The sequence below is a fragment of the Nonomuraea sp. NPDC048826 genome (assembly GCF_043198225.1).
Taxonomy (GTDB): domain Bacteria; phylum Actinomycetota; class Actinomycetes; order Streptosporangiales; family Streptosporangiaceae; genus Nonomuraea.
The window spans coordinates 791,925-818,302 of record NZ_JBICUQ010000001.1; the positions used below are offsets into that span (position 1 = coordinate 791,925).

General features: G+C 70.8%; 24 protein-coding genes. 15 read left to right on the top strand and 9 right to left on the bottom strand.

Translation table 11 applies throughout. The features are described 5' to 3' along the window. Positions 1 to 86 precede the first annotated feature (86 nt). The gene (locus ACGFI7_RS04005) at positions 87 to 794 is read left to right on the top strand and encodes an HAD family hydrolase (RefSeq protein WP_393399608.1); all 708 of its coding nucleotides are present in this window, start codon (positions 87 to 89) and stop codon (positions 792 to 794) included. A gap of 23 nt (positions 795 to 817) precedes the next feature. On the opposite strand, the gene ACGFI7_RS04010 is transcribed toward ACGFI7_RS04005, so the two are convergent. Next, positions 818 to 2,425 (bottom strand): penicillin-binding transpeptidase domain-containing protein, encoded by a 1,608-nt coding sequence (locus ACGFI7_RS04010; protein ID WP_393398776.1) that lies wholly within the window; start codon positions 2,423 to 2,425, stop codon positions 818 to 820. 86 nt (positions 2,426 to 2,511) lie between these two features. Here ACGFI7_RS04010 and ACGFI7_RS04015 point away from each other — a divergent pair, with 86 nt between their 5' ends. Genes ACGFI7_RS04015 through ACGFI7_RS04025 form a run of 3 tightly spaced genes read left to right on the top strand, consistent with a single transcriptional unit; the run spans position 2,512 to position 6,303 of the window. Continuing rightward, a complete protein-coding gene (locus ACGFI7_RS04015) occupies positions 2,512 to 3,429 on the top strand; it encodes a LysR family transcriptional regulator (RefSeq protein WP_393398778.1) in 918 nt (305 codons plus the stop codon). Continuing rightward, complete coding sequence (locus tag ACGFI7_RS04020; protein WP_393398780.1) at positions 3,426 to 4,307, top strand: serine hydrolase; 882 nt, start codon at positions 3,426 to 3,428, stop codon at positions 4,305 to 4,307. The genes ACGFI7_RS04015 and ACGFI7_RS04020 overlap by 4 nt, the downstream gene beginning before the upstream one ends. A gap of 34 nt (positions 4,308 to 4,341) precedes the next feature. Continuing rightward, complete coding sequence (locus ACGFI7_RS04025) at positions 4,342 to 6,303, top strand: acetoacetate--CoA ligase (RefSeq protein ID WP_393398782.1); 1,962 nt, start codon at positions 4,342 to 4,344, stop codon at positions 6,301 to 6,303. Here the strand turns inward: ACGFI7_RS04025 and ACGFI7_RS04030 are convergent. Together ACGFI7_RS04030 and ACGFI7_RS04035 are read right to left on the bottom strand one after the other, a co-directional pair. After that, positions 6,293 to 6,850, bottom strand: coding sequence for an NADPH-dependent FMN reductase (locus ACGFI7_RS04030; RefSeq protein WP_393398784.1), 558 nt, complete (start codon positions 6,848 to 6,850; stop codon positions 6,293 to 6,295). The two genes, ACGFI7_RS04025 and ACGFI7_RS04030, sit on opposite strands and share 11 nt — an antisense overlap. Positions 6,851 to 6,860: 10 nt before the next feature. Continuing rightward, positions 6,861 to 7,757, bottom strand: a complete 897-nt coding sequence (locus ACGFI7_RS04035) for an NADP-dependent oxidoreductase (RefSeq protein WP_393398786.1) — start codon at positions 7,755 to 7,757, stop codon at positions 6,861 to 6,863. Between the two features lie 106 nt (positions 7,758 to 7,863). Here ACGFI7_RS04035 and ACGFI7_RS04040 point away from each other — a divergent pair, with 106 nt between their 5' ends. Both ACGFI7_RS04040 and ACGFI7_RS04045 read left to right on the top strand, forming a co-directional pair. Further along, positions 7,864 to 8,811 (top strand): AraC family transcriptional regulator, encoded by a 948-nt coding sequence (locus ACGFI7_RS04040; protein ID WP_393398788.1) that lies wholly within the window; start codon positions 7,864 to 7,866, stop codon positions 8,809 to 8,811. A gap of 99 nt (positions 8,812 to 8,910) precedes the next feature. Beyond that, positions 8,911 to 9,540 (top strand): GNAT family N-acetyltransferase, encoded by a 630-nt coding sequence (locus ACGFI7_RS04045; RefSeq protein ID WP_393398790.1) that lies wholly within the window; start codon positions 8,911 to 8,913, stop codon positions 9,538 to 9,540. A 3-nt stretch (positions 9,541 to 9,543) separates the two neighbouring features. On the opposite strand, the gene ACGFI7_RS04050 is transcribed toward ACGFI7_RS04045, so the two are convergent. From ACGFI7_RS04050 to ACGFI7_RS04065, 4 genes are all read right to left on the bottom strand, one after another. Continuing rightward, entirely contained in the window at positions 9,544 to 11,025 is a 1,482-nt protein-coding gene (locus ACGFI7_RS04050; RefSeq protein ID WP_393398792.1) for an NADH-ubiquinone oxidoreductase-F iron-sulfur binding region domain-containing protein, read from the bottom strand. Between the two features lie 28 nt (positions 11,026 to 11,053). Then, positions 11,054 to 11,833, bottom strand: a complete 780-nt coding sequence (locus ACGFI7_RS04055) for a hypothetical protein (protein ID WP_393398794.1) — start codon at positions 11,831 to 11,833, stop codon at positions 11,054 to 11,056. A 78-nt stretch (positions 11,834 to 11,911) separates the two neighbouring features. After that, positions 11,912 to 13,354, bottom strand: coding sequence for a DUF1996 domain-containing protein (locus ACGFI7_RS04060; protein ID WP_393398796.1), 1,443 nt, complete (start codon positions 13,352 to 13,354; stop codon positions 11,912 to 11,914). After that, entirely contained in the window at positions 13,351 to 13,983 is a 633-nt protein-coding gene (locus ACGFI7_RS04065) for a DUF4142 domain-containing protein (protein WP_393398798.1), read from the bottom strand. Before ACGFI7_RS04065 ends, ACGFI7_RS04060 begins: the two co-directional genes overlap by 4 nt. A 120-nt stretch (positions 13,984 to 14,103) precedes the next feature. On the opposite strand from ACGFI7_RS04065, the gene ACGFI7_RS04070 reads away from it, so the two are divergent. From ACGFI7_RS04070 to ACGFI7_RS04095, 6 genes are all read left to right on the top strand, one after another. Next, a complete protein-coding gene (locus ACGFI7_RS04070; RefSeq protein ID WP_333486610.1) occupies positions 14,104 to 14,658 on the top strand; it encodes a sigma-70 family RNA polymerase sigma factor in 555 nt (184 codons plus the stop codon). Continuing rightward, positions 14,658 to 14,858, top strand: a complete 201-nt coding sequence (locus tag ACGFI7_RS04075; RefSeq protein ID WP_393398800.1) for a zf-HC2 domain-containing protein — start codon at positions 14,658 to 14,660, stop codon at positions 14,856 to 14,858. The genes ACGFI7_RS04070 and ACGFI7_RS04075 overlap by 1 nt, the downstream gene beginning before the upstream one ends. 83 nt (positions 14,859 to 14,941) lie before the next feature. Next, positions 14,942 to 15,748: a tryptophan 2,3-dioxygenase gene (locus ACGFI7_RS04080; RefSeq protein ID WP_393398802.1), complete on the top strand. Its 807-nt coding sequence runs from the start codon at positions 14,942 to 14,944 to the stop codon at positions 15,746 to 15,748. A gap of 39 nt (positions 15,749 to 15,787) precedes the next feature. Continuing rightward, a complete protein-coding gene (locus ACGFI7_RS04085) occupies positions 15,788 to 20,659 on the top strand; it encodes an NAD-glutamate dehydrogenase (RefSeq protein WP_393398804.1) in 4,872 nt (1,623 codons plus the stop codon). Between the two features lie 151 nt (positions 20,660 to 20,810). Next, positions 20,811 to 21,800 carry a hypothetical protein gene (locus ACGFI7_RS04090; protein WP_393398806.1) on the top strand — a complete coding sequence of 330 codons (990 nt, stop codon included), beginning with the start codon at positions 20,811 to 20,813 and terminating at the stop codon, positions 21,798 to 21,800. Then, entirely contained in the window at positions 21,794 to 22,159 is a 366-nt protein-coding gene (locus tag ACGFI7_RS04095) for a GntR family transcriptional regulator (protein WP_393398808.1), read from the top strand. Before ACGFI7_RS04090 ends, ACGFI7_RS04095 begins: the two co-directional genes overlap by 7 nt. 30 nt (positions 22,160 to 22,189) lie before the next feature. On the opposite strand, the gene ACGFI7_RS04100 is transcribed toward ACGFI7_RS04095, so the two are convergent. Beyond that, positions 22,190 to 23,206: a hypothetical protein gene (locus ACGFI7_RS04100; RefSeq protein WP_393398810.1), complete on the bottom strand. Its 1,017-nt coding sequence runs from the start codon at positions 23,204 to 23,206 to the stop codon at positions 22,190 to 22,192. Between the two features lie 47 nt (positions 23,207 to 23,253). Between ACGFI7_RS04100 and prfB the strand changes: the two genes are divergently transcribed. Continuing rightward, the gene (gene prfB / locus ACGFI7_RS04105) at positions 23,254 to 24,369 is read left to right on the top strand and encodes a peptide chain release factor 2 (RefSeq protein WP_393398812.1); all 1,116 of its coding nucleotides are present in this window, start codon (positions 23,254 to 23,256) and stop codon (positions 24,367 to 24,369) included. Here the strand turns inward: prfB and ACGFI7_RS04110 are convergent. Beyond that, positions 24,355 to 24,546 carry a hypothetical protein gene (locus ACGFI7_RS04110; RefSeq protein WP_393398814.1) on the bottom strand — a complete coding sequence of 64 codons (192 nt, stop codon included), beginning with the start codon at positions 24,544 to 24,546 and terminating at the stop codon, positions 24,355 to 24,357. The genes prfB and ACGFI7_RS04110 overlap by 15 nt on opposite strands. Before the next feature lie 203 nt (positions 24,547 to 24,749). Between ACGFI7_RS04110 and ftsE the strand changes: the two genes are divergently transcribed. Beyond that, positions 24,750 to 25,439, top strand: a complete 690-nt coding sequence (gene ftsE, locus ACGFI7_RS04115) for a cell division ATP-binding protein FtsE (protein WP_103956370.1) — start codon at positions 24,750 to 24,752, stop codon at positions 25,437 to 25,439. A gap of 21 nt (positions 25,440 to 25,460) precedes the next feature. Continuing rightward, positions 25,461 to 26,369 (top strand): permease-like cell division protein FtsX, encoded by a 909-nt coding sequence (gene ftsX / locus ACGFI7_RS04120; protein WP_393398816.1) that lies wholly within the window; start codon positions 25,461 to 25,463, stop codon positions 26,367 to 26,369. The last annotated feature ends 9 nt before the right edge of the window (positions 26,370 to 26,378 follow it).

The window sequence follows — 26,378 nt, forward strand, 5'->3', positions numbered from 1 at the left end:
TGATCCGGCCGGATCGGAGCCCCGGTCGCCGCGTCGGCCCTAATCTGGGCAGTGCTCGCTTACAGGAGGCTGCCATCAACCGCTTGGTGCTGTGGAACGTCGACCTCACGCTGGTCGACGTGGCGATCGTGACCAGGGACGCCTACGCCGAGGCGTTCCGCGCCGTGACCGGGCGTCCGCTGGTCAAGCTGGTGCCGCCGATGGGCCGGCCCGACTCCGAGATCATCTTCGAGACGCTGGCCGTCAACGGCGTCGTCGCCGACGACGGTCACCTGCCGCGGTTCCTCGACGCGCTGGCCTCGGCCTTCGCCGACCGGCGCAGGCGGCTGGCCAAGGAGGGCCGGGTGATGGCCGGGGCCAAGGACGCGCTCAGGTCCGTGGCCCGGCTCGACGGCGCCACCCAGGCGGTGCTGACCGGCACGATCAAGAGCAACGCGGTGCTCAAGCTGCAGGCGTTCGGGCTCGACGAGTACGTCGACTTCGAGCTCGGCGGCTACGGCGAGGAGCCCTACCCGAAGGCGAGCCTGTTGCAGGTCACGCAGGGCCGGGCCAAGGCGCGCCTGGGCGTCCCGTTCACCTCGGCCAACACCGTGATGATCGGCGACTCGGCGCGTGACGTGCAGGCGGCCCGCATCGGCGGGGCCCGGATGATCGCGGTGGCCTCTGGCCGCGCGACGGCGGCCGAGCTGCGCGAGGCGGGGGCCGACGTCGTGCTGCCCGATCTGTCGAACGCCGCCGAGGTGGTGGCGGCGGTGGCCGCCCTGACCAGCCCCACCGACCGCATAGCAGGCTGATCAGGGCCGCGAGGCGAGCGGCGTCAGGGCAGTTCGCGCAGGAAGCGGGCCGCGATCGGGGCCGCCACGGCGGAGCCCGCGCCGCCGCCTTCCACCACGACGGCGAAGGCCAGGTCGCCCTTGTAGCCGATGAACCACGCGTGCGAGGGCGGCTCCGCGCCCGACCCGTACTCCGCGGTCCCGGTCTTGCCCGCGGTGCCGGGCGGGAAGCGTACGGCGTGCGCGGTGCCGTCGGTGACGACGGCGGGCATGAGGACGCGCAGCGCGGCCACCACGTCGGGCTCCAGCGTGCGCGGCCGCAGCGTGTGGCCGGGCGCCTGTCCCTCGGCGAGGAGCCGGGGCGGACGCCAGGCGCCGTCGGCGATCGCGGCGGCCACCGACGCCATGTTGAGCGGGCTGGCCAGCACCCTGCCCTGCCCGATGGAGGCCGAGGCGAGGTCGGTGGCGTCCTTCGGGGCGGGGAACTCGGCCTTGACCGCCGGCACCCCGGGGGCGATCTTCTCGCCGAAGCCGAAGGTCCGCGCCACCTCCGTCAGGCGCTCGGCGCCCAGCTCCGACACCGTCAGGTCGCCGAACGTGGTGTTGCACGAGTGCGCGAACGCGTCGCGGAACGACAGCGTGCCGAAGTCCTTGAACCCGGCGTTGTGGAACGGGAAGCCGCCGATGTTCTGCTCGGCCGGGCAGGACACGTCGGCGTCCGGCTCGGTCCCGCCGGCGACGAGGGCGGCGGCGGTCACCACCTTGAACGTGGAGCCGGGCGGATACTTGCCGAGCAGCGCCCGGTTGAACCCGCCCGGCTTGTTCACCACGGCCAGGATCTCCCCGGTGGAGGGCCGCATCGCCACCAGCGCGGCGGGCTTGGTCACGTCCTCCAGGGCCGCCGCGCCGGCCGCGTGCACCTTCAGGTCGACCGTGAGGCGCACCGGCTCCTTCTTCCGCGTCCCCGACAGGGTCTTGAGCAGCCTGCCGCCCTCGTACAGCTGGACGTGGTGTGCGGCGCTGTCGGCGAACCGGTCGGGGAAGGTCTCGCGCAGCCCCGCGACGAGCTGCTGCACCGAGCCGGGCGTGCCCGGGGTGTCGACGCGGGTGCCGTCGGCCGCCAGCACCGCCGGGAGCTCGTCCTTCACCCGCGTCACCCGGATGGACCGCTTCCCGGTCAGCTCGGGGTGGAGGGCGGCCGGACTCCAGTCGATCTTCCAGGTGCGGTCCCGCTCGACGACCTTCAGGTCGCTCTCGTAGCTCCAGTCGGCCGCGCCCTGCACGGTGGCCTGGAAGCTGACCGCGCCGAGGTCGGCGGCGCTCGCGGCGAAGACGCCGTTGGGCACGTGCCGCCGCAGCGTGATGTCCTCGGCCTTCAGGTCGGCGAGGAAGCGCCGGTGCCGGCGCTCGAAGTCGGCGGGCGGGTCGGCGACCAGCTCCCGCATGGCCGCGTAGTCGCCCGCGCTCCACGCGCTCAGGTAGGCGCCGGCCACCTCTTCCGGCGAGCCGGTGGTGCGCAGCGCCCATAGGGCCCCCGCCGCGACCACCGGCACCATGATCGCGGCCCCGATCCACGGCCACCTGCGTCTCCTGCGCCGGGGCGGCTCCTCCGGCCGCAGATAGTCGTACATCTCCCCCAATTGTGATGCCATGCGTCGAGGACAGCAGAGCCCGGACACGGCTGTCCAATAGTGATATATGACCTTGATCGATATATATCTGGATATAGTGGCTGGCCATGGACCTGGTCCGGCACCTCCGCTACTTCACCGTCGTCGCGGAGGAGCTCCACTTCGGCAACGCCGCCATCCGGCTCGGCATGGCCCAGCCGCCCCTCAGCCAGCGCATCAAGCGCCTGGAGGAGGAGCTCGGGGTGCGGCTGTTCGACCGGGGCGGCCGCCAGGTCCGGCTGACCGAGGCCGGCCGGCTGCTGCTCGGCGAGGCCAGGGAGATCGTGGCCAGGGTCGACCGGCTGCACGAGCTGGCCCGGCACGGCGCGGGCGCCGCGCTGCGGGTCGGGGTCCCGCCCGACCTCGCCGCCGCCGTGATCGCCGCGCTGGTCGAGGGCTTCCGCGCGACCAACCCGGGAGTACGGCTGACACCCGCCGAGATCTGGACGGCCGAGCAGGCGACGGCGCTGGCCGGAGGCACGATCGACGTGGGCCTGGTGCGTCACCCGGTGAACGCCCCCGGGCTCGGCTTCGGCCCGCTGCTGGTGCAGCCCCAGGGCGTGCTGCTGGCCGCGGGCGACCCGCTGGCCCGGTCGGGCGAGCTGCACCTGGCCGACCTGGCCGGACGGGAGCTGGTGATGCCGCCCAGAGAGGGAGAGCCGGGCTTGCACGCCGAGACGCTCGCCGAGTGCCGCCGCCACGGCTACGTGCCCGGCCAGGTGCACGAGGGCGCCGGGCTGGGGCTCGTGCTGGCCGGGATGGCGGTGGCGTTCGCGCCCAGGGCCGAGGTGCCGGGCCTCGCCTGGCGGCCGCTGCTAGGCTCGCCCATCGCCTACCGGGTCTCCACGGCCTGGCGGGCCGAGACTGCGGCGGTCAAGGACTTCTCCGCGCTGGCCGTACGGACTCTGAAGGAGCGCGCCGGGATGACGGACGAGGCGGCGGCCCCCGTGCGGCGGGTCGTCCGGAGGCCGGGGATGCTGGCATGACCGGGCCGGCGTTCGCGGAGCTGTTCCGGGTGGCGGGCGTGACCGGCTGGCTGTTCGCCACCGACCTCGACTCCGGGCAGGAGATCGGCCACGGCGCCGACGAGCGGCTCCCGATGGCCTCGATGTTCAAGGTGGCGCTGCTGGTCGAGCTCTCCCGGCAGGCCGACGCCGGGCTGCTCGACCTGGCGAGCCGGGTGACCGTCACGTCCGCCGGCCGCGCCCCCGGCCCGACGGGGCTGTCGGCCATGCTCGACGACGTCACCATGTCGCTGCGCGACCTGGCCTACCTGATGATCGCGGTGAGCGACAACACCGCCGCCGACACGCTGCTCGGCCTGGTCGGCATGGACGCGGTCAACGCCATGCTGGAGGGCTTCGGGTTCGAGGTCACCCGGGTGCTGATGACCGCCGGCGAGACGAACGCGAGCATGGCCGAGGACACCGGGCACGGCTGGCCGTACCTCGACCCGGAGGACCTCGACCGGATGCGGGCGCTCGACCCCGCCCGCACCAACCGCAGCACGCCGCGCGAGCTGGCCCGCCTGTTCGGGCTGATCTGGCGCGACGAGGCCGCCTCGCCTCGGTCCTGCGCGTGGATGCGCACCGTGCTCAACCTGCAGGTCTGGCCGCACCGGCTGGCCTCCGGGTTCCCGTACGACGACGTGGCGGTCAGCGGGAAGACCGGGACGCTCCCGACGGTCCGCGGCGAGGCCGGCGTGGTCGAGTATCCCGACGGCGGCCGCTACGCGGTGGCGGTCGTCACCCGTTCGCTCAGCGCCGCGCTCAACCACCCGCGCGCCGACGCGGTGATCGGCACGGCCGCGCATATGGCGGTGGACCACCTGAGACGCCGGCAAGTTATGTGGGAGCGTGGGTAGGAAAACCGCCCGGCCTGTCGACAGGATGGGGCACATGGTTGCTGAAGGTGCACTTCTCTGGGAACCGACCGACGAGATCGTGGCGCGCGCCGAGCTGACACGCTATCTGGAGTGGCTCGGCCGCCCGGGTGCCGCCTACGAAGAGGTGTGGCAGTGGTCGGTGGACCACCCGGCGGAGTTCTGGTCGTCGATCTGGGACTACTTCGGGGTGGTCGGGGAGCGTGGTGACGGGCCCGTCATCACTGGGACGATGCCGGGGGCCGAATGGTTCACCGGTTCCACCGTCAATTACGCCGCGAACGCCCTGCGGCGCACCGAAGGCACCGCGGTGGTGTTCGTCTCCGAGGACGGCGCCCGCCAGGAGATCTCGTACGCCCAGTTGCGGGAGGAGGTCGCCCGGGTCCGGGCCGGGCTGGTGCGGCTCGGCGTGCGGCGCGGCGACCGGGTGGCGGGCTACCTGCCGAACATCCCGCAGGCGCTGATCGCGTTCCTGGCGACCGCCTCGCTCGGCGCCGTCTGGTCGGCCGGCTCGCCCGACTTCGGGGTGCCGAGCGTGATCGACCGGTTCAAGCAGATCGAGCCGAAGGTGCTCATCGCGGTCGACGGCTACCGCTACAACGGCAAGACCTTCGACCGCACCGCCGCGGTCAACGAGATCGCCGCGGGGCTGCCCAGCCTGCGCGCCACCGTGTGGATCCCGTACCTCGCCGCCGCCGAGGAGGGGCTGCCGCCGCAGCAGGCCGCGCCCGCGCCGCTGAGCACCCGCGAGATCCCGCACGGCGAGGTGATCGGCTGGGAGGGGCTGCGCGCGGAGGAGGGGCCGCTGGAGTTCGAGCCGGTGCCGTTCGGCCACCCGCTCTGGATCCTCTACTCCAGCGGCACCACCGGGCTGCCCAAGCCGATCGTGCACGGCCACGGCGGCGTCGTGCTCGAACACCTCAAGTCGCTCTCCTTCCACCAGGACCTGGGCGAGGGCGATGTGTTCTTCTGGTACACCACCACCGGCTGGATGATGTGGAACTACCTCGTCGGCGCCCTGCTGGTGGGCGCCACCGCGGTGCTCTACGACGGCTCGGCCGCCCATCCGTCGCCCGCCGTGCTGTGGCGGATCGCCGCCTCGGAAGGGGTGACCTACTTCGGGGTGGGCGCACCGTACATCATGGCCTCGATGAAGGCCCAGATCGTCCCCGAAGGGCTGGAGCGGCTGCGCGGGGTCGGCTCGACCGGGTCGCCGCTGCCGCCCGAGGGGTTCGCCTGGGTGGCCGAGCAGTTGCCCGGGGTGCCGATCGGGTCGTTCTCCGGCGGCACCGACGTCTGCACCGGCTTCGTCGGGGCCACCCTCCTCCACCCGATCAGGGCCGGGGTCATCCCGTGCCGGTCGCTGGGGGCGAAGGTGGAGTCCTTCGACGCCGCCGGCCGGCCGGTCGTGGGCGAGGTCGGCGAGCTGGTGATCACCGAGCCGATGCCCTCGATGCCGGTCATGTTCTGGAACGACCCCGACGGCGAGCGCTACCGCGAGAGCTATTTCGACGTCTACCCCGGCGTGTGGCGCCACGGCGACTGGATCAAGCTGAACGACGACGGCAGCTGCGTCATCTACGGCCGCTCCGACTCGACGCTCAACCGGGGCGGCGTGCGGATGGGCACCAGCGAGTTCTACCGGGTGGTGGAGCGGTTCGGCGAGGTGGCCGACAGTCTTGTCATCGACACCGGCCAGCTCGGCAAGGAGGGGCGGCTGCTGCTGTACGTGACGCTCGCCGAGGGGGCCGAGCTGACCCCGGAGGTGGAGCAGGCGCTCCGCACCGCGCTGCGCAAGGAGCTGTCGCCCCGGCACGTGCCCGACGAGATCCACGCCGTGCCCGGCATCCCGCGCACGCTGTCGGGCAAGAAGCTGGAGGTGCCGGTACGCAAGATCCTGCTCGGCACCCCCGTCGAGCAGGCGGCCAACCCCGACGCCATGGCCAACCCCGAGGTGCTGCGCTACTTCACACCCTGAGCGGGCGCAGCGCCGCCGCCCAGGAGAGAAGCTGGTCGAGCATGAGCGTGAGCCGCTCCTCGTGCTGCGGGCCGGGGCGCGGCACGACGAAGTCCTCGAAGTCGTTGTAGATCGAGAGCGTGACCTGGGCGGGCACGTCGGCGACCTTGAGCTGGCCGAGCACCTGACGCAGGTGCTCGGCCGCGCGGGCGCCGCCGTCGACGCCGTAGCTGACGAAGGCCGCGGCCTTGTCCGCCCACTCGGCGAACAGGAAGTCGATGGCGTTCTTCAGCGCGCCCGAGGTCGAGTGGTTGTACTCCGGGGTGACGAAGACGAACCCGTCGAACCCGGAGATCCGCTCCGACCACGCCTTGGTGTGGTCCTGGGCGTACTGCCCGGTGGCGGCCGGCAGCGCCTCGTCCAGGTGCGGCAGCGCGTAGTCCGCCAGGTCGACCAGCTCGTAGTCCGCGTCGCCGCGCTTGACCGCCAGATCGTGCACCCAGTGGGCGACGCCCTCCGCGACGCGGCCGGGCCTGGTGCTGCCGATGACGATGCCAATCCTGACCATGGGAAGCTCCTCAGAGAGTGATGATGATCTTGCCGCGGGTCCGGCCGGCCTCGGCCCTGCGGTGCAGGTCGGGCAGGGCGGTGAGCGGGTGGGTCTCGGCGATGTCGACGACCAGTTCGCCCTTGTCGATCAGCGCCGCCAGCTCGGCGAGCCGGGCGGGGTCGTTGCCGGTGGTGAAGTGACGGGCGTGCGGCGCGTCGATCGGGGTGGCGGCGGTGACGATCAGCTTGCCGAGCGGGGCCAGCGCCGCCGCGTCCGCCTCGGGGACGGCGGCCAGGTTGAGCACCACGTCCATGCCGCCGGGCAGCGGTTCGGCCGTGTAGTCCACCACCTCGTCCGGGCCGAGCCGCCACACGGCCTCCCGGCTCCTGGGGGCGGCCGTGGCGATCACGTGTGCCCCCGCCCGCTTGGCGAGCTGCACCGCGAACATCCCGATGGCCCCGCCCGCCCCGTTGATCAGCACGCGCTGCCCCGGGCCGATCCCGCCCTCGTCGAACACCGCGTTCCAGGCCGTCAGCCCGGCGACGGGGATCGCGGCGACGTGCTCCAGCGGGATGGCCGTGGGCGCCGCGGCCAGCTCGTCGGCCCGCGCGACCGCGTATTCGGCGGCCGTGCCGCTGACCAGCCCGTGCACCGCGTCACCGGGGGCCAGGCCGGTCACCCCCGGCCCGGCCTCCTCGACGGTGCCCGCCAGGTCCCAGCCCAGCGTGTGCGGCAGCGTGATGTCGAGGATGCCCTGCAGCAGCCCCTTGCGCAGCCCGATCTCGGACACGTTGAACGAGGTGGCCGCCATCCGGACGAGCACCTCGCCCGGCCCGGGAACCGGACGCGGGACGTCCTCGAAACGGATCACGCCGGCGTCGCCGTACTCGTGGATGCGCGCGGCGCGCATCAAGGATGGGGGCATGAAGCCCTCCTTTCGTCGTGAGCAACGCTAGGAGGGCTGACTGTCAGTTCCAATGCGTATCTGTACTGGATTCATACGCGATCGTCTTCGGGCTTAGACTGCACGTGTGGACGTTCTCAGTGATGTGATCGCCGGCATGCGGATCGGGCTGCCGCACTCCGTGCGCGTCGCCTGGCGCGCCCCCTGGGGGCAGCGCTTCCCCGGGATGCCGGGCTCCGCCGGGTTCCAGGTGATCCTCCAGGGCTCCTGCTGGCTGCGGCCCGACTCCGGCGAGCCGATCCAGCTCCACGTCGGCGACGTGCTCTTCTTCCCGCACGGCCACGGCTACGCGCTGGCCGACTCGCCCGCCACCGAGGTCGCCGACAGCCACTGCGAGCCCGACGCGGAGATCGAGCTGTTCGCCTCCGCCTCCGCGGGCGGATCCGGGGCGGCCACGGTGACGCTCTGCGGCGGCTACCGGCTCGACCAGACCCGCGGTCACCCGCTCCTGCGCGACCTGCCCGAGCTGATCCACCTGCCCGCGCGCCTGGGGGAGAACCCCGAGCTGCGCGCGGCCGTCGCCCTGCTCGCCGCCGAGATCGCCAACCCCGGGCCGGGCGCCGACACCGTCGTGGCCAGCCTGCTCGACACCCTGCTGCTCTACATCCTGCGCGCCTACATGGACGTCGACGGCGAGCGCTGCACGGTCGGCGGCTGGGCCGCCGCCCTGGCCGACCCGGGCATCAGCGCCGCGCTGGAGGCCGTCCACGGCGACCCCGCCCACCCGTGGACGGTCGCCACGCTCGCCGATCTGGCCGGGCTCTCCAGGGCCGCCTTCGCCCGCCGCTTCGCCCAGCTGGTGGGCCGGCCGCCGCTGGGCTACCTGACCTGGTGGCGGCTCTCCACCGCCGCGCGGCTGCTGCGCTCGACCGACGCGCCGCTGAGCGAGGTCGCCCGCCGCGTGGGCTACGGCTCGGAGTTCGCGTTCGCCAACGCGTTCAAGCGGGCGCACGGGGTCGCTCCGGGCAGATACCGGCGCGATTCCAGTCCGCAGACGCCGGCGCTTGTCACCTGACGTCCATCATGGCCAGACTTTTCGGCGTTTCGCGGCATTTTGACAAGCGAGAGAAAAGTGTTCGCCCGACAGCGCCTTTCGGTGGAAATATACGGAACCATGCGTAATTGGCCGTTTTTCCGACTTTCTATCACGACGCCGCGTCTCGAACTTCGCTATCCCTCGCTGGCGGACCTGGACGAGCTCGCGGAACGCGCGGCCGAAGGCGTGCACGAAGCCGGGGTCATGCCGTTCCTGTTCCCCTGGTCCGAGGGATCCCCGGCCGAGCGGGCCCAGCGCACGGCTCAATACCACTTCCGCCAGTGGGGGGAGCTGTCCCCGGCCAAGTGGTCGCTGGACTTCGTGGTGGTCTTCGAGGGCCGGATCGTCGGCACGCAGGCACTGGCCGCCCAGGACTTCACGATCCTGCGGGAGGTGTCGTCGGGGTCCTGGCTGGGCCGCCGGTTCCAGGGCGCGGGCATCGGCACCGAGATGCGCGGCGCGGTGCTCCACCTGGCCTTCGCCGGCCTGGGCGCCGAGTACGCGACCACCGAGGCGTTCGAGGACAACCAGGCCTCGATCGCGGTGACCAGGAAGTTCGGCTACCACGACGACGGCATCGCCCTGCACCGGCGGCAGGGCAGGCCGGTCGTCATCCGCAACTTCCGCCTGCCCCGCGCCGATTGGGCCCCGGCGGAGGGGATCGAGATCCACCACCTGGGCCCGTGCCTTCCGCTGCTCGGCCTGTGACGATCAACCGGCCTCCGCCACCCGCAGGGCGAGCGCGGGACACATGTCCACCGCCCGTCGGGCCTCCTTGTACATCCACCCGGGCACCGTGCTGAACGACGGGAACCCGTAGTCGTCCAGTTGCACGAACTCCGGCAGCAGGTGCGCGCAGAGCCCGTGCCCCTGGCAGCGGGTCCAGTCCACCTCCAGCCGGTACTCCGGCTCGTCCTCACGCTCGGGCATCGGCAGCACGCCGCGCACCGGCCGCCCGCAGGAGCCGTGCTCCAGGTGGAGCGCGATGTCCTCCTCGAACGCGTCCAGCGACGACAGCACGAACCTGGCCGTGCCGTCCGGGTGGAAGCAGGCTCCCCGCCGCTCCACCGCGCGCACCGAGCGGCGCACCGCGTCGATCGAGCCCGTGCCGTCGGCCAGCGCCGTCAGGCCCCTGGCCACGTCCGGCAGGCCCAGCCGGCACGGGCCGCACTGCCCGGACGACTGGGCCGCGAGATACGCGGCCACCCGGGCCGCCTCGCCCACGGGGCACGTGGAGTCGCCGAGCGGGACCACGATGCCGGCGCCCAGACTGCCGCCCGCCTGCTTCATGCCCTCGCGGGACACGATGGCCGACATGGCCGTGCGGGCGTCCAGCCAGGCGCCGTGGTAGCCGCCGATCAGCACGCCGTCGCCGATCTCCGCCTCGCACACGTCGAGCACGTCGATCAGCCTGGTGCCCGTCGGGGCCTCCACCACCGCCGGGTTCGCGGCGCCGCCGCTCACCGTCAGCAGCACGGTCCCGGGCTCCCGGGTGGTGCCGACCTTCGCGTACTGCTCGGCCCCGAGCTCGGCCAGCACGGCCAGCTGCGCGTACGTCTCGGTGTTCGACAGCAGCGTGGGCAGGCCGTCCACGCCGCTCGTGCTGGCCCGCCGCTTCCTGCCGGGCGGCACCGGCTCCAGGCCGTTGACGGCGCGCACCAGCGCGCCGCCCTCGCCGGAGATGAACCGCTCCTGCAGGCCGACGACGCGGATCCCGATGCGGCTCTCGGCGGCGCCCGCCACGTTGGCGGCGCGCCGCTCTGCCACGGCCGCGGTGATCGACGACTCGGCCACCTCGCCCGCCACGGTGGCGACCACCACCTCGCGGGCGTTCAGCGCCTCCGCCGCCAGCACGGCGCCGTCCAGCACCAGGTGCGGGTTGCGGACCAGCAGCATCGCGTCCTTCGAACTGGCGGGCTCCCCCTCCGCCCCGTTCACCAGGACCACGCACTCGCCCGAACCGGCGGCGTCGGCGACCGCTCGCAACTTGCGTGCGAACGGGAACGCCGCGCCGCCGCGCCCGCGCATGTCCACCTCCTCCACCTGGGCGATGATGTCGTCGAGCGTGCGGGGCACCTGGTCGCCGTGGAGCGTCCGATGGGCCGGCAGATCCAGCCTCCTGGTGTGGTCGAGTCCGGCGGTGAGCCGGGCCGGTCCCAGCCGCAGCACGCGCGGCACCGAATGGGGGATCACGGCTTCTCCTGGTCGATCACGGGCGGGATCATCCCGCCTCCCGATACTTCCGCCGGGCCTCGGCGAGGCTCACCGGCGCGTTGACCCCCGCGGGCACCTCTACGGGTGCGTCGCTGACCTCGGGCGCGTCCACCCACTCCGCCGTCTGCGGCGGCCGCAGCGCGGTCGCCAGCAGGCGGATGAGCAGCGCCGACGCGACGGCGGCCAGGCTGGCGATGTACGACCAGGAAACCCAGCTCGCCGCCCACCGGCCCGCGGTCAGCCCGTGCAGAATGGCGACCGGCCAGGCCACGTAGGCGCAGGCGTGCATCAGCCGCCACACCCACGGCCTGCCGGTCACCGCGAATCTCCCCCGTACGATCCCCGTGATCACGACCACGACCATCGCGTCGAAGGCGACCGTCCCCAGGCCGATCCAGATCCCCGCGACGGGGACCACGAGCGCGATCGGCGGGACGTGCAACAGCGAGATCATGAGCGCTACGTGCGTGAGCAGGAACGCCGTCCCGGCGAACGCGGCGGCCCGGTGCGCGAGCTGCGCGCGGACCCGGTTCGCCGGGGACAGGAAAACACGTTCGGTGGTGAGCAACCCCAGGGCGACGGCCGCTGTCAGGGACACCAGCGCCAGTACACCCGCGTAGTACTCGAGGAAGCTCACCCCTCGGCCGAGCATCTCCATGCCGCGGTCCGTCAACGTCAGAGCGAAGACCGACAGAAGGATCGCGGCGATCGACGCGCTCGCCCCGAGCCGGATGTTCCTGGTATCCAGCTGGGTCGGGGCGTGCCGGGGGTGTCGTCTGTGGAGCATCCATTCCCTCCAAGGTCGGATGAGGGTGCGACTCGGGAGGGCCTCACTCGGCCTCGTTGCGGCTCCCGGGGACGGAGGTCAGCAACGACGGCCTCGGTTGATGCAGTTGACGACGGTGTTCATGAGCCGTTCCGGCATCACGTTCACGAAGTCGCCGTGGTCGGTGATCGGGTTGTGCAGCTGCTCGGGGAAGGCGTCGAGGGCGAACGAGGGGCCCCTCGGCACCGAGTAGGCGAGCGTCATCCGCAGCTGCGGGACCGGCTGGGTGCCCTGCGGGCAGGCGCCGCTCTGGTCCGGGAAGACGATGTGCGTACGGTGGTTGGCGCTGTCGGTGTTCTGGCCGTCCCAGCAGCTCGGGAAGTCCATGATCCGCAGGACCTGGCTGCCGCGCGGGCACAGCGGGTACTTGTCGGGGCTCACCCGGTTGCCGAAGCCGCTGCAGGACCAGCCGGCGCGGGCGTTGGCCGGGCCGTTGGTGGCGGCCTTGGCGTCACCGGTGATGACCCGCAGGAAGCGCGGCATCGCCACGACCCGGGCTCTGGCGTTCCCGCGGAATTGCAGGGTCACCGCGCGTGGACGGAGCACCTGGCCGACGTTGCGATCCGGGTCGTCGATGTTCTGGTCGACCAGCCGGTTGCGCACGACCGGCCAGAAGTACGTGGACTTGTCGCCCAGACGGCACGTGGTGCCCGCGGCTTCCAGGCTCTCGTCGGTCGAGAAGGCGTCTGCCGACAGGTTGCCCACGTAGTCGTGCAGGTGGTGTGCTCCATTGCGCACTCCGGGAGCGACGATGAAGTTGTCGGGGTTGAAGTGGCCCTCGCCGTTGGTGCCGCAGCGGGAGACGAACGAGCCTCGCGAGCCGCCGCGCCCGATGCGGGCGTCGAGGCGCCTCGGCGCGATCTGCCTGATGTCCACGAAGTCGGTCACGAACGGGCCGATGTTGAGGCAGTCGTTCTCGTCGCCGGTGGGCGACGGAGACGGCGACGCGGTGCCCGTCGGCCGCTGGCTGGGCGTGGGGCGGTTCCTGCCGCGGTTCCGGTCGCGGTCACGCCGGCCGAAGGTCTCGGCCGACGCCTCGGGGTCCGCCGCCGGGTCACGGACGAGCGCGCCGCCCTGGTTCTGGTCCTGCTGGTCCTGTTGGGCCCCCTGGTCCTGGCCCTGCTGGTCGTTCTGGTTCTGGTCCTGCTGGTCCTGCTGCTGGTCGCCGTTCTGGCCCTGCTGGTCCTGGTTCTGGCCTTGGTCCTGGTCCTGCTGGGCGCCCTGGTCCTGGTCCTGCCCGTTGTCCTGGTTCTGGTCCTGGCCCTGGTTCTCCTGATCCTGCGGAGCCTGATCCTGCTGCTCGTCCTGGTTCTGGTCCTGTGGGGCCTGGTCCTGCTGCTGCCCCTGCTGCGGCGGGCGCTGCTCGGTGATCTCGCAGTCGGCGAAGGCGGGCTGGGCGCCGCCGACGACCGCCGCGGACACCAGCCCGGTGGCCACCACCGCTAAGGCAGACATGGCCGCGGCCATGCGTCTGGATCTCATGGTTGTCTCCTCGGGTCGACCGCCGCTGGGGCGGGTGCTGCTTGTGAGGGGATCGGCGGTTCCGGGAGCTCGTCGTAGTTGACCAGGCCGGTGGACTCCAGCAGCGTCATGTGCCGCATGACCACCGTCACAGCCGTTCCGGCGAACTTCCTGACCACGGAGTTGCGGGTGCCGGCCCTCACGTTCGCCACCACGGCGAACACCTTGCCGTGCGCCGCACGCAGCAGCCTGGCGAAGTCCCGGTCGAACGCGGGACCGGTCTCGGCGGCCAGCTGCGCCATCCACCGTTGCTGGTCCGGGCTCGGCCGGTCGGGCAGCGGGACGTTCAGCTGCGCCGCTATCCGGCGTACCTGAGCGTCGAGCTTGGTGTGGTCCTCCACGAGATGCGCCCCGACGTCCTTGACGCGCGCGGAGTCCGCGCGCTCCTGGGCCCATTGGCCGACGGGGATCTCCCAGAGGCCGGCTTGCCGCACCTTGACGAGGAAGTCGCGGTCCGCGGGCCCGAGCGGACCCGAGGACGTCTGCGTCACCTCGGTGAGCACGGCCGTGTTCGCCTGCGGCATGACCAGGAGGATCGTGACCGCTGCCGCGAGTGCGAAGCCGCCGAACATCACTACTTCGCCACGCAAAAGCCTGTGCATGGTGGGAGGTACGCGGCCTTATCACGGCCGGTTCACCCATCCTGAGGAATAGTCAGAAATAACTGGAGTTATCGGAGTGGCTACCGGACTGATAACGAAGGTGTAAAGATGTGCCCCGTGCTAGGTCACCTCGACGGCAGGTTCGAGAGTGCTGATGCCGAGGCGGAGCACCGCATCGCGGTGCTGTACCAGGAGTTCGGCGGCCCTCTACTGCGCCACGTACGCAAGTCGACCGGTAACGATCTGCAATGGGCTGAGGATGTGGTGCAGGAGACGCTCGTCCGTGCCTGGCGCAACTCGGCCAGACTGCAATGGGAACCGGGCCTCCTCTGGGCGTGGCTGCTCACCGTAGCCCGCCGCATTGTCATTGACGGACGTCGGCGAAAGAGCGTTCGGCCTCACGAGGTCGAGCCACCGGAAGTCGACATGATGGCGGTGCCCGACGGCTCCGAGAGAGCGCTGTCCGCGATCGTCGTGGCAGACGCTCTGCGCAGCCTGTCGGACGAACACCGCGAAGTTATTGAACAGACCTACCTACGGGACCGTACGATAAGTGAAGCGGCGGAGATTCTGGGGATCCCGCCGGGCACGGTGAAGTCCCGGCTCTACTACGGCATCCGGGCTCTCCGTGAACTTCTGCGGGACAAGGGGGTAGCCGGCTGATGCATGACGGGGTGGCCGCCTACGTCCTCGGCGTGCTCGATGATTCGGAGCACGAGGCGTTCGAGCGCCACCTCGAGATGTGTGAGCAGTGCCAGGCTGAGCTCGTGGAGCTGTCCGAAGTGCCGGAGAGACTCGACGAGCTCAAGCAGGCGCCCTCCGCGTCCGAAGACGACCCGCCACCGATGTCGATGTCACGTTGACGTCTTTGCCCTTTTCGGGTGGTATCGGTACGGCGGGGCGTGCGCCCGGTTTCGCTTCACCGGGGATGTGGGGGAGGTGTGCGGTGGGCATCGACGACGATGCGCCCGTCCCTCGCGACAGGCAGTTCGGTGAGGAGGGCCGCCGGGTTTCCTACGGCGGCTACCTCCGACTGCCCGGCCTGCTCGCCCAGCAGCAGCCGCAGTCGGAAGCCCCCGACGAGCTGCTCTTCATCACCGTGCATCAGGTCTACGAGCTCTGGTTCAAACTGCTGCTGCACGAGCTGGAGAACGCCCGCGACGCGATGTTCGCCGGTGAGCTGTGGCAGGCCAGGCATCTGTTCCGGCGCGTCCACGCGGTGGAGCGGGTGCTGGTCGAACAGGTCCAGGTCCTGGAGACGATGACGCCTCAGGACTTCCTGGCGTTCCGGGCCAAGCTCGCGCCGGCCAGCGGCTTCCAGTCCGTGCAGTTCCGCGAGCTGGAGTTCCTGTCCGGGGTGAAGGACGCACGCTACCTCGACCGGCTCAAGGACGCCGGCGACGAGGAACGCCGCCGGCTGCGCCACCGCCTCGACCAGCCCACCCTCTGGGACGCGTACGTCGCCGCGCTGTCCCGCCGGGGGCTGCCGGTCTCCGACGACACGGAGATCATGGAGTCGCTGCTGGCCGTCGCCCGGGACCGCCGGTCCCACGACGACCTGTGGCAGCTGGCCGAGGATCTGCTGACCCACGACGAGACCACCGCCCTGTGGCGGATGCGACATGTCCAGATGGTGGAACGGCAGATCGGCACCAAGTCGGGCACCGGCGGCTCGACCGGTGCCCCTTATCTGCGTAGTCGTACGCAAATGCACTATTTCCCGCTGCTGTGGGAACTCAGAGCCTGGCTGTAACACCGCCATGGCGAACCCTCACAAAGGAGTGAGAGCGAAATGCCGCTCGACGAGGCCAAGGATGAGCTGCTCCAGAGAGCCGCGCGACAGTGCGCGGTGGGCAGCGACCATGTGAGCCCCGAGGAGGCACTGTCCTTCCTACGCGTCTACTACCGGCATGTGGCCCCTGAAGACCTGCTCGATCGCAACCCGGTGGACGTGTACGGTCCGGCGATGTCGCAGCGGCAACTGGCCGAGACGCGCCCTCAGGGCCGGCCCGTGGTCCGGGCCTTCACCCCCACCCTCGACGAGAACGGCTGGGACCCCGGCCACTCCGTGGTCGAGGTGGTCACCGACGACATGGCGTTCCTGGTCGACTCGGTCACGATGGAGCTCGACCGGCACGGCGTCGGCGTCCACCTGGTGGTCCATCCCCAGATCCGGGTCCGCCGCGACATGACCGGCAAGATGCTCGGCCGCGGCCAGGAGGACGTCACCGGGCAGATGCTGGTCGAGTCGTGGATGCACATCGAGATCGACCGCCAGCCCGACCCGGCGGTGCTCAAGGGCCTGGAGGCCGACCTGCTGCGGGTGCTCACCGACGTGCGGCACGCCGTCGAGGACTTCCGCAAGATGCGCGCGCTGGCCGTGCAGACCGCCGAGGACCTCTCGGTGAACCCGCCGCCGTTGCCGCCCGCCGAGGTCGAGGACAGCCTCGACCTGCTGCGCTGGCTCGCCGACGGGCACTTCACGTTCCTCGGCTACCGTGAGTACCGGCTGGAGAGCGGCGAGGAGGGCGAGACGCTGCGCGCCCTGCCCGGTGCCGCGCTCGGCATCCTGCGCGACGACAAGGTGCACTCCGACAGCTTCTCCTCGCTCCCCGCCGAGGTCCGCGCCAGGGCCCGCGAGAAGCAGCTGCTCATCATCACCAAGGCCAACTCGCGCGCCACCGTGCACCGCGCCGCCTATCTGGACTACATCGGCGTCAAGCTCTTCTCGGCCGAGGGTGAGGTCATCGGCGAGCGCCGCTTCCTCGGCCTCTTCACGCACGTCGCGTACAACGAGTCGATCTCCCGCATCCCGGTGCTCCGCCGCAAGCTGGCCGCGGTGATCGAGGCCGCCGGGCTGACCCCGGAGAGCCACGACGGCAAGGACCTCATCGAGATCCTGGAGACCTTCCCCCGCGACGAGCTGTTCCAGACCTCGGTCGAGCAGCTGCTGCCGATCGCGCTCGGGGTGCTGCGGCTGCGCGAGCGCAAGCAGGTCAAGCTGTTCCTGCGGCGCGACGACTACGGCCGCTACATCTCCTGCCTGATCTACCTCCCCCGCGACCGCTACACCACCAAGGTCCGCCTGGAGATGCAGGCGGTCCTGCTCAAGGCGCTGGGCGGCCAGACGCTCGACTACAGCGCGATGATCGGCGAGTCCGCGCTGGCCCGGCTGCACGTCGTCATCCGCGGCGAGCGCGGCAAGCAGCTCCCGCCGCCGAGCGTGGACGTCGGCGAGCTGGAGGCGCGGCTGGCCGCGATCACCCGCTCCTGGGAGGACGATCTCGGCGCGGCCATCTCCGAGATGACCTCCGAGGAGGAGGCGCCGGCGCTGATCAAGCGCTACCACGTCGCCTTCCCCGAGGGGTACAAGGCCGACTTCCCGCCCAAGATGGCCGTGGTCGACCTGCGCCGGCTGGAGCAGCTCGACGGCGCAGGGCCCGACGAGATCGACCTCAACCTGTACGAGCCGTACGACGCGACGGAGGGCGAGCGGCGCCTCAAGATCTACCGGCTCGGGTCGCCCATCTCGCTGTCGAAGATGCTGCCGCTGATCCAGCGGCTCGGGGTCGAGGTGGTCGACGAGCGCCCGTACGAGATCGACAGGGACAACAACCCGGCCACCAAGAACGCCTGGATCTACGACTTCGGGCTGCGTTACACGCCGTCGCCCGAGGTCGAGAGGGACGACTTCAAGGAGCTCTTCCAGGACGGGCTGATGGCGCTCTGGCACGCCGTGGTGCCCGCCGACGACTTCAACGCGCTCATCCTGAAGGCCGGGCTGACCTCCCAGCAGGTCGAGATCCTGCGGGTGTACGCCAAGTACCTGCACCAGGCCGGCAGCACCTTCTCCCAGCGCTACATCGAGCAGGTCCTGCTCGGCAACGTGCGGCTGTCCCGGCTGCTGGTGCGGCTGTTCGAGGCCAGGCTCGACCCGCGCCGCTCCGACGAGGTCCGCGGCGACCTGACGGGGGCGCTGAAGGAGGAGATCCTCGGCGCGCTGGACGAGGTGGCCTCGCTCGACCAGGACCGCATCCTGCGCGCCTACCTGGAGATGATCGAGGCGACCCTCCGGACCAACTACTTCCAGCGCGTCGACGGCCGGCGCAAGCCCTACATCGCGCTCAAGTTCGACCCACAGGCGATCAGCGTGCTGCCGCTGCCCCGGCCGCAGTACGAGATCTTCGTGTACTCGCCCCGGGTGGAGGGCGTCCACCTGCGCTTCGGCAAGGTCGCCCGAGGCGGGCTGCGCTGGTCGGACCGGATGGAGGACTTCCGGACGGAGATCCTCGGCCTGGTCAAGGCCCAGATGGTGAAGAACACCGTGATCGTCCCCACCGGCTCCAAGGGCGGGTTCGTCGTCAAGCGCCCGCCCGCGTCCGGCTCGCGCGAAGACCTGCTGGCCGAGGGCGTCGCGTGCTACCGGATGTTCATCTCCGGCCTGCTCGACGTCACCGACAACCTCGTCGACGGCAAGGTCGTGCCGCCGCCCGACACGGTCAGGCACGACGGCGACGACACCTACCTCGTGGTCGCCGCCGACAAGGGCACCGCGACGTTCTCCGACATCGCCAACGAGGTCGCCAAGGAGTACGGCTTCTGGCTCGGCGACGCCTTCGCCTCCGGCGGATCCATCGGGTACGACCATAAGGCCATGGGCATCACCGCCCGCGGCGCCTGGGAGTCGGTCAAGTACCACTTCCGCACCACGGGCGTGGACGTGCAGACCACCGACTTCACCGTGGTCGGCATCGGCGACATGTCGGGTGACGTGTTCGGCAACGGCATGCTGCTGTCGGAACACATCCGGCTGCTGGCCGCCTTCGACCACCGCCACATCTTCATCGACCCCAGCCCGGACGCGGCCCGCTCCTACGCCGAGCGGCGCCGCCTGTTCGAGCTGCCGCGCAGCTCCTGGGCCGACTACGACGCCACGCTCATCTCCAAGGGCGGCGGCGTGTTCCCCCGTACCGCCAAGTCCGTCCAGCTCACCCCGCAGATCCGCGACGCGCTCGGGCTGCCCGGCGACGTGGCCTCGCTACCGCCCAACGAGCTGATCAGCGCCATCCTGCGGGCCCCCGTCGACCTGCTGTGGAACGGCGGCATCGGCACCTACGTCAAGGCCGCCGCCGAGTCCCACGCCGACGTCGGCGACAAGGCCAACGACCCGGTCCGGGTCGACGCCGCCGACCTGCGCTGCAAGGTCGTCGGCGAGGGCGGCAACCTCGGCCTCACCCAGCCGGCCCGCATCGAGTTCGCGCTCAACGGCGGGCTCGTCAACACCGACTTCATCGACAACTCGGCCGGCGTCGACACCTCCGACCACGAGGTCAACATCAAGATCCTGCTCGACCAGGTGGTCCGCGACGGCGAGCTGACCGACAAGCAGCGCAACCAGGTCTTCACCTCCATGACCGACGAGGTGGCCGATCTCGTGCTGCGCGACAACTACGCGCAGAACGTCGTCCTGGCCGCCGCCCGCGCCCAGGCCGTCGACATGCTCCACATCCACGCCCGCTACCTGCGCCGCCTCGAACGCGACGGCCGGCTCAACCGGCAACTGGAAGCCCTGCCGTCGGACAAGGCGCTCGCCGAACGCCGCCAGGCCAGGCTGGGGCTGACCGCGCCCGAGTTCTCCGTGCTGCTCGCCTACACCAAGCTCGTCGCCGACGCCGAACTCCTCGGCACCGACCTGCCCGACGACCCGTACCTCGCGCCCCGGCTCGTCTCGTACTTCCCGTCGGCGCTGCGCGAGCGGTTCCGGCCCTACATGGACGCGCACCCGCTGCGGCGCGAGATCATCGTCACCGGCATCGTGAACGACCTGGTCAACTCCATGGGGACCACGTTCCTGTTCCGGGTCGGCGAGGAGACCGGGGCCTCCCTGCCCGACATCGTCCGCGCCTTCCTCGTCACCCGGGAGGTCTTCGACCTGGCCAGCTTCCACCGCAAGGTGGAGTCGCTGGACAACGAGATCGACACCGCCACCCAGCTCGCCATGCTGCTCGAAGCCCGCAAACTGGGCGAACGTGGCACCCGGTGGCTGCTCACCAACCGCCGCACGCCGCTCGACCTGGCCGGCTCCGTCGGCTTCTTCGTCAAGGGCGTCAACGGGCTGCTCGGCCACCTGCCCAAACTCCTCACCGGCCCCGACCTGGCCGCCTTCGAGGACCGCCGCGACTCCTTCGTCGCCCGCGGGGTGCCCGCCGACCTGGCCGAACGGGTCGCCGCCATGGTGCCGGCCTACTCCACGTTCGACCTGGTCGAGATCTCCTCCATCACCGACCGCCCGGTCAACGAGGTCGCCGAGGTCTACTTCGACCTGGCCGACCGCCTCCAGCTGTCCAGGCTCAGGGAACGGATCATCTCCCTGCCCCGCGACAGCCGGTGGAACGCGATGGCCCGCGCCGCGCTCCGCGACGACCTCTACGCCGCGCACGCCGCGCTCACCCGCGACGTCCTGGCCCACAGCACCCCGGGGCTGCCCCCCGAGGAGCGGCTGGCCCGATGGGTGGAGGCCAACTCGGCGGCGGTCCGGCGCAGCAGGCAGACGCTCTCCGAGATCTGGGAGAGCGACAACTTCGACCTGGCCACGCTGTCGGTCGCGCTCCGCGCGATCCGCACCCTGGTCTCGTCGACCAGCCTCCCCCACACGGAGGCCTGATTTTCCGAAGGGCGGCGCCGGCTTCGACCGGCGCCGCCCTTTCGCTTCCGGGACGCCGCTTCTGGGGACGCCTCTTTGGGACGCCGCTTTTGGGGACACTGCCGAAACTGTTCGAAGTGTTATAGTCGAATGCGAACAGTGGGAGGTGGTCATGTTGCGTTCCTCCGACTTCGCGGCGCCGGGCCGGCTACGTCGCCTGACGCTGACGATCGTTCCTCCCCTGCTCGTGGTGGTCGCACCCCAGATGCTGGTCGGCCGGCACGGCGACGAGCTGCCCGCCCGTGCCTACGTCGACAACTGGGCGGCGGACGCCGCGCACGCGCCCACCTGGGAAAGCTGGCTCGCCCAGCAGTGGCTCCCGCTGCTGCTGTTCGAGGCGGCGCTGCTCGTCCCCTTCCTGTGCTACTGGCGCCTGCCGCGGTTGCAACGGGGCATGGCGGCTCTGGCGTCCGCCGTCGGCGCCTCCCGCGCGGCATCGGTCGCGCTGTCGGTGACGGCGCTCGCCGGGGCGCAGGGCCCGGTGCCCGCGCCGCCGTGGCACCTGCCCGTGGAGATCGCCGTGACCGCGGTGGCGGTGGTGCTGGGCTACCTGGCCGCGGGGCCGCTCCCGGAGCCGCCCGAAGCGACCGCCGTGCCGGGGCCGGAAGCGCCCGCCATGACGCTCGGACCGTCGCAACGCGTCCTTTTCGTCACGTCGGCGTGGTCGGCGCGCCGGCTGGTGGCCGCCGTGGCGCTGGGCGCGCTGACCGTGCTGAGCGTCGGCAACGGCTCCGGCGCCTGGCAGGGCACGGCGCTGCTGGGCGTCTGGACGGTCTTCCAGGCGGCGCAGGCGCGCACCAGGCTGCAGATCGACCACACGGGCCTCACGGTGCGCGCCGCCTGGCTGCCCGTCCTGCGCCGGACGGTGCCCTACCACCTGGTACGGTCGGCGCAGGCCGACGCCCAGCCGCCGGAGGGCCGGTACCGTCTGGAGGACGGCGGCGAGGGCTGGGGAGTCGTCAGCGGGAGAGGACCTGTCCTGGTGGTGCGGCTGGGCGACGACCGGCGGTTCGTCTACTCCACCCGGGAGGCCGAGATCGCGGCGGCGCTGGTCAACGGATGGCTGACCAGGCAGCGCCGAGGGAAGACGGCGTCATGCTGATCAGCATCGACCACGCCTCGCCGCAGCCGCTCGCCGACCAGGTGGCCGCCTCGGTCCGGGCGGCGCTGGCCAGTGGCGCGGCGGAGCCCGGTGACCGGCTTCCTTCGGCGCGCGACGTGGCCGCCGCGCTCGGCATCAACCTGCACACCGTGCTCCGGGGCTACCAGCAGCTTCGCGACGAGGGGCTGGTGGAGCTGCGGCGCGGCAGGGCGGCGGTCATCACCGACTCCGCCGACCGGCTCCGGGTCCAGCTCGCCGAGGCGGCCGAGGAGTTCGCCCGTGTCGCGCTGCGGGCCGGAGTCTCCGAGGAGGAGGCCCTGGAGGCGGCACGCGCGGCCTGGCACGCCGTACGGGGCTGAACAGCAGTGGCGCGGGGGCCGTCGGGGACGTTACTGGCCGGTGGCCTTGGTCAGGGCTCCTGAGTGGCCGATGACCTCGGCCGCCGCCGGGGCCGCCGCCGAGGGGACCGCGGTCACGTACGTGTTGATCTCCGTGAGCCGGAGGTTGCGCCGGACCACCGGGGCCGAGATCGACCAGCGCGCCGATTCGGGCACCGGGATGTAGTCGTCCTCGGCCGTCTTGGTCGTGGTCGTGGTGGTGCGCGACAGTGAGTACTGGATGACGGCGCCGCCGCCGGCGGTGCGCAGCCCGTACACCGGGAAGTCGCCCGCCTGGAAGATGGAGTCGTAGCTGAAGCCGTTCTTCTTGGCCTTCTCTCTCGCCTCGGTGATCTGGGACGCCACGTCGGTGGTGTGGGGGCCGTCGGCGAGGAGGCCGGCCGCGACGCCGTCGGTGCCGGTCTCGGCGACGGTGGCGTGCAGGGGGCCGATGAGCTGGGGGCGGATGGTGATGCTCCGGTCGTCGTCGGAGATCGCGGTCGCGTACCCCTGGGGGTCGAGCTCGACGGCGGGTCGGTCGGCGGCGTCGAGCAGGCGGGCGGCGGCGCTGAGCCGCCAGTCGCCGTTTCTGGCGAAGGTCAGCACGGTGGGCTCGCCGTCGCGGTCGGCCAGCACCGAGAACCACGGGGTCTGCGCGCCCGTGGGGAAGCGCGGCACGTAAAGGGTGGGGGAGCCCCACTCGTGGAGGGGCGGACGGCCGCCGCTGGACAGGTAGGCGACGGCGGTGAGCCGGGCCTCGGAGTCGCGGACGTACTCCATGGCGAGCCGCAGGTCGCCGGAGGCGCGCAGCACGTTGTCGGCGGCGGCGAAGGTGGCGAACACCTCGCCCGCCTCCTGGAGCGTCACCTCGGGCTCGGCGGGGGCGGGCGTCGCGGACGGCGACGCGCTCGGCGCGGAGGAGGCGGCGGGGGTGGGCGAAGGGCCGGCGGCGGAACCCGTGCAGCCGGACGCGCCCGCCAGCAGGACGGCGGCGAGCATCAGCGCCATCCGCCGACCGTGTACACGCACCTGGCCATGTTATTCGGCCCCCCGTCGGTCGCGTACCCTAAGGAGGCGTGGCAGACATCGATCCAGCAGATGAGATCAACGAGCTCGCCGGCACGCTCCGCAGCATCAAGGACGTGCTCGACCTCGACTCCATGCGCAAGCAGATCGAGGAGCTGGAGACCCAGGTTGCCGCCCCTGACCTGTGGGACGACCCCGACAAGGCACAAAAGGTCACCAGCAAGCTCTCCCATCTCCAGGGGGAGCTCAACCGGGTCGAGGGCCTGGCCCGCCGCCTCGACGACATCTCGGTCCTGTTCGAGCTCGCGGCCGAGGAGGCCGACGCCGACACGCGCGCGGAGGCCGACAAGGAGCTGATCTCGCTCCGTTCCGACATCGGCGCGCTGGAGGTCCGCACCCTCCTGTCGGGCGAGTACGACGCGCGCGAGGCCCTGGTGACGATCAACTCCCAGGCGGGCGGCGTCGACGCGGCCGACTGGGCGGAGATGCTGCTGCGGATGTACCTCCGCTGGGCCGAGCGCAAGGGCTACCCCACCGAGGTCTACGAGACCTCGTACGCGGAAGAGGCCGGCATCAAGTCGGCCACCTTCGCGATCAAGTCGCCCTACGCCTACGGCACGCTCCGCGGCGAGCACGGCACCCACCGCCTGGTGCGCATCAGCCCGTTCGACAACCAGGGGCGCCGCCAGACCTCGTTCGCGGGGGTCGACGTGGTGCCGGTCGTGGAGCAGACCGACCACATCGACATCAACGAGGACGAGATCCGCGTCGACGTCTACCGCTCGTCGGGTCCCGGCGGCCAGGGCGTCAACACGACCGACTCGGCGGTGCGCATCACCCACCTGCCGAGCGGCATCGTCGTCTCCTGCCAGAACGAGCGCTCCCAGCTCCAGAACCGCGCGACGGCGATGAACGTCCTCCAGGCCAAGCTGCTGGAGCGCAAGCGCCAGGAGGAGGCGGAGAAGATGTCGGAGCTGCGCGGGGCGACGACCACCTCATGGGGCACGCAGATCCGCAACTACGTCCTGCACCCCTACCAGATCGTGAAAGACCTGCGGACCGGCACCGAGGCGGGCAACCCGTCGGGGGTCCTCGACGGTGATCTCGACCAGTTCATCGAGTCGGAGATCCGCTGGATGCGGCGCCAGGAGTCAGAAGCCCAGTAGGTGTTCGAGCATCAGTGACGCGAAGAGGGCCACGATCAGCACGACAGCGATCATGGCGGGTGAGAGACCGGCGAAGCCGTGGCCGTGCAGCCGTTCGCGGTTGGCACGGCAGACGGCACAGCGGCCTTCGATGACCGGGTGAGCGCACTGGGCGCATACGAGGTGTTGGCAACTCATGTCAGCCCCAAGTCTAGCCGCACAATCGTTTTGTTTCCGTTATGGACGTTCCATGCCAGTCTTCCCCCTAGACTGTGCTCCAGCCAATCGGAACGTCGATCAACGGTAAAGCCGGGCGTCCCCGATCGGCGAGCGGCGGGAAGTGGGCATGTGCCACCCTCGCTTCCGTCCTGACCCCTAGACTGGCATGCCGTGATGCTCTCGTGATCCATTTCGATAATGTCACCAAGGTCTACACGAACCAGAACAGGCCCGCCCTGGACCACGTCTCCGTCGACGTGGACAAGGGCGAGTTCGTGTTCCTCGTCGGTCCCTCGGGATCAGGCAAGTCCACCTTCCTCCGCCTGATCCTGAAGGAGGAGCGGCCCAACTCCGGCGCGATCCACGTCGCCGGCAAGGACCTGGCCCGCCTCTCCAACTTCAAGGTGCCTCACCTGCGCCGCCGCATCGGCTGCGTGTTCCAGGACTTCAGGCTGCTCCCGAACAAGAACGTCTACGAGAACGTGGCGTTCGCGCTCGAGGTCATCGGCAAGCCCCGGCGGTTCATCCGCAAGGTCGTGCCGGAGGTCATCGAGCTGGTCGGCCTGGAAGGCAAGGCCCACCGGATGCCCGACGAGCTGTCCGGCGGCGAGCAGCAGCGCGTCGCCATGGCCCGCGCCTTCGTCAACCGGCCCATGATCCTGCTGGCCGACGAGCCGACGGGCAACATCGACCCCGCGACGAGCATCGGCATCATGAAGGTGCTCGACCGGATCAACAGGACCGGCACTACGGTCGTCATGGCCACGCACGACGCGGCCATCGTCGACTCCATGCGCAAACGTGTCGTGGAGCTGGAGGACGGCAAGATCGTCCGCGACCAGTCGCGTGGCGTGTACGGCCAGGCGTACTGACAGGGAGCAGCAGAGAGAATCATGCGGGCGAACTTCATCTTCTCCGAGGTCTGGATCGGCCTCCGTCGCAACCTGACCATGACGATCGCGGTCATCATCACCGTAGCGGTCGGCATGGCGATGCTGGGCGTCGGTTTGATGATCAACGCCCAGGTCGGCATGATGAAGGACTACTGGTACGACAAGGTCGAAGTATCCGTATTCCTCTGCACCAAGAACAGCGACATGCCCTCCTGCAAGGGCAAGGCCGTCACCCAGGCCCAGACCACGTCGCTCAAGCAGCAGATCGAGGGGCTGCCCGGGGTCGAGCAGGTCTTCTACGAGGACCAGGCGACGGCCTACAAGAACTTCCGCGAGGCCTACAGCAACAACAAGCCGATGGTCGAGGCCGCCAAGGTCGAGGACATGCCGACGTCCTTCCGGGTCAAGCTGGTCGACCCGGACAACTACCAGCCGGTGATCGAGGCCTTGCAGGGGCAGCCCGGCGTCTCGCAGGTGATCAACCAGAAGGACCTGATCGGCCAGTTCTTCACCATGCTCGACAAGCTGCGCGGCGCCGCCATCGTGGTGGCCGTGGTGCTGGTGCTGGCCGCGGCTCTGCTGATCGGCAACACGGTCCGGCTGTCGGCCTTCAACCGGCGCCGGGAGACGGGCATCATGCGCCTCGTCGGCGCCTCCAACCTCTACATCCAGCTGCCCTTCGTCATGGAAGGCATGATCGCGGGCCTGATCGGCGGCGTGTTCGCCGCGGTCATGCTGATCGTGACCAAGGTGCTGCTGTTCGACGAGGTCGCGCAGTTCCTGTCGTCCAGCGCGGCGACGATCGGCTGGGACGACGTCGCGTCGGTGATCACCTTGACTATGATCATCGGTGTGGTGATCTGTGTGCTGGCGTCGTTCGTCACGCTCCGCCGGTACCTCAGGGTCTAGCGGATCGCC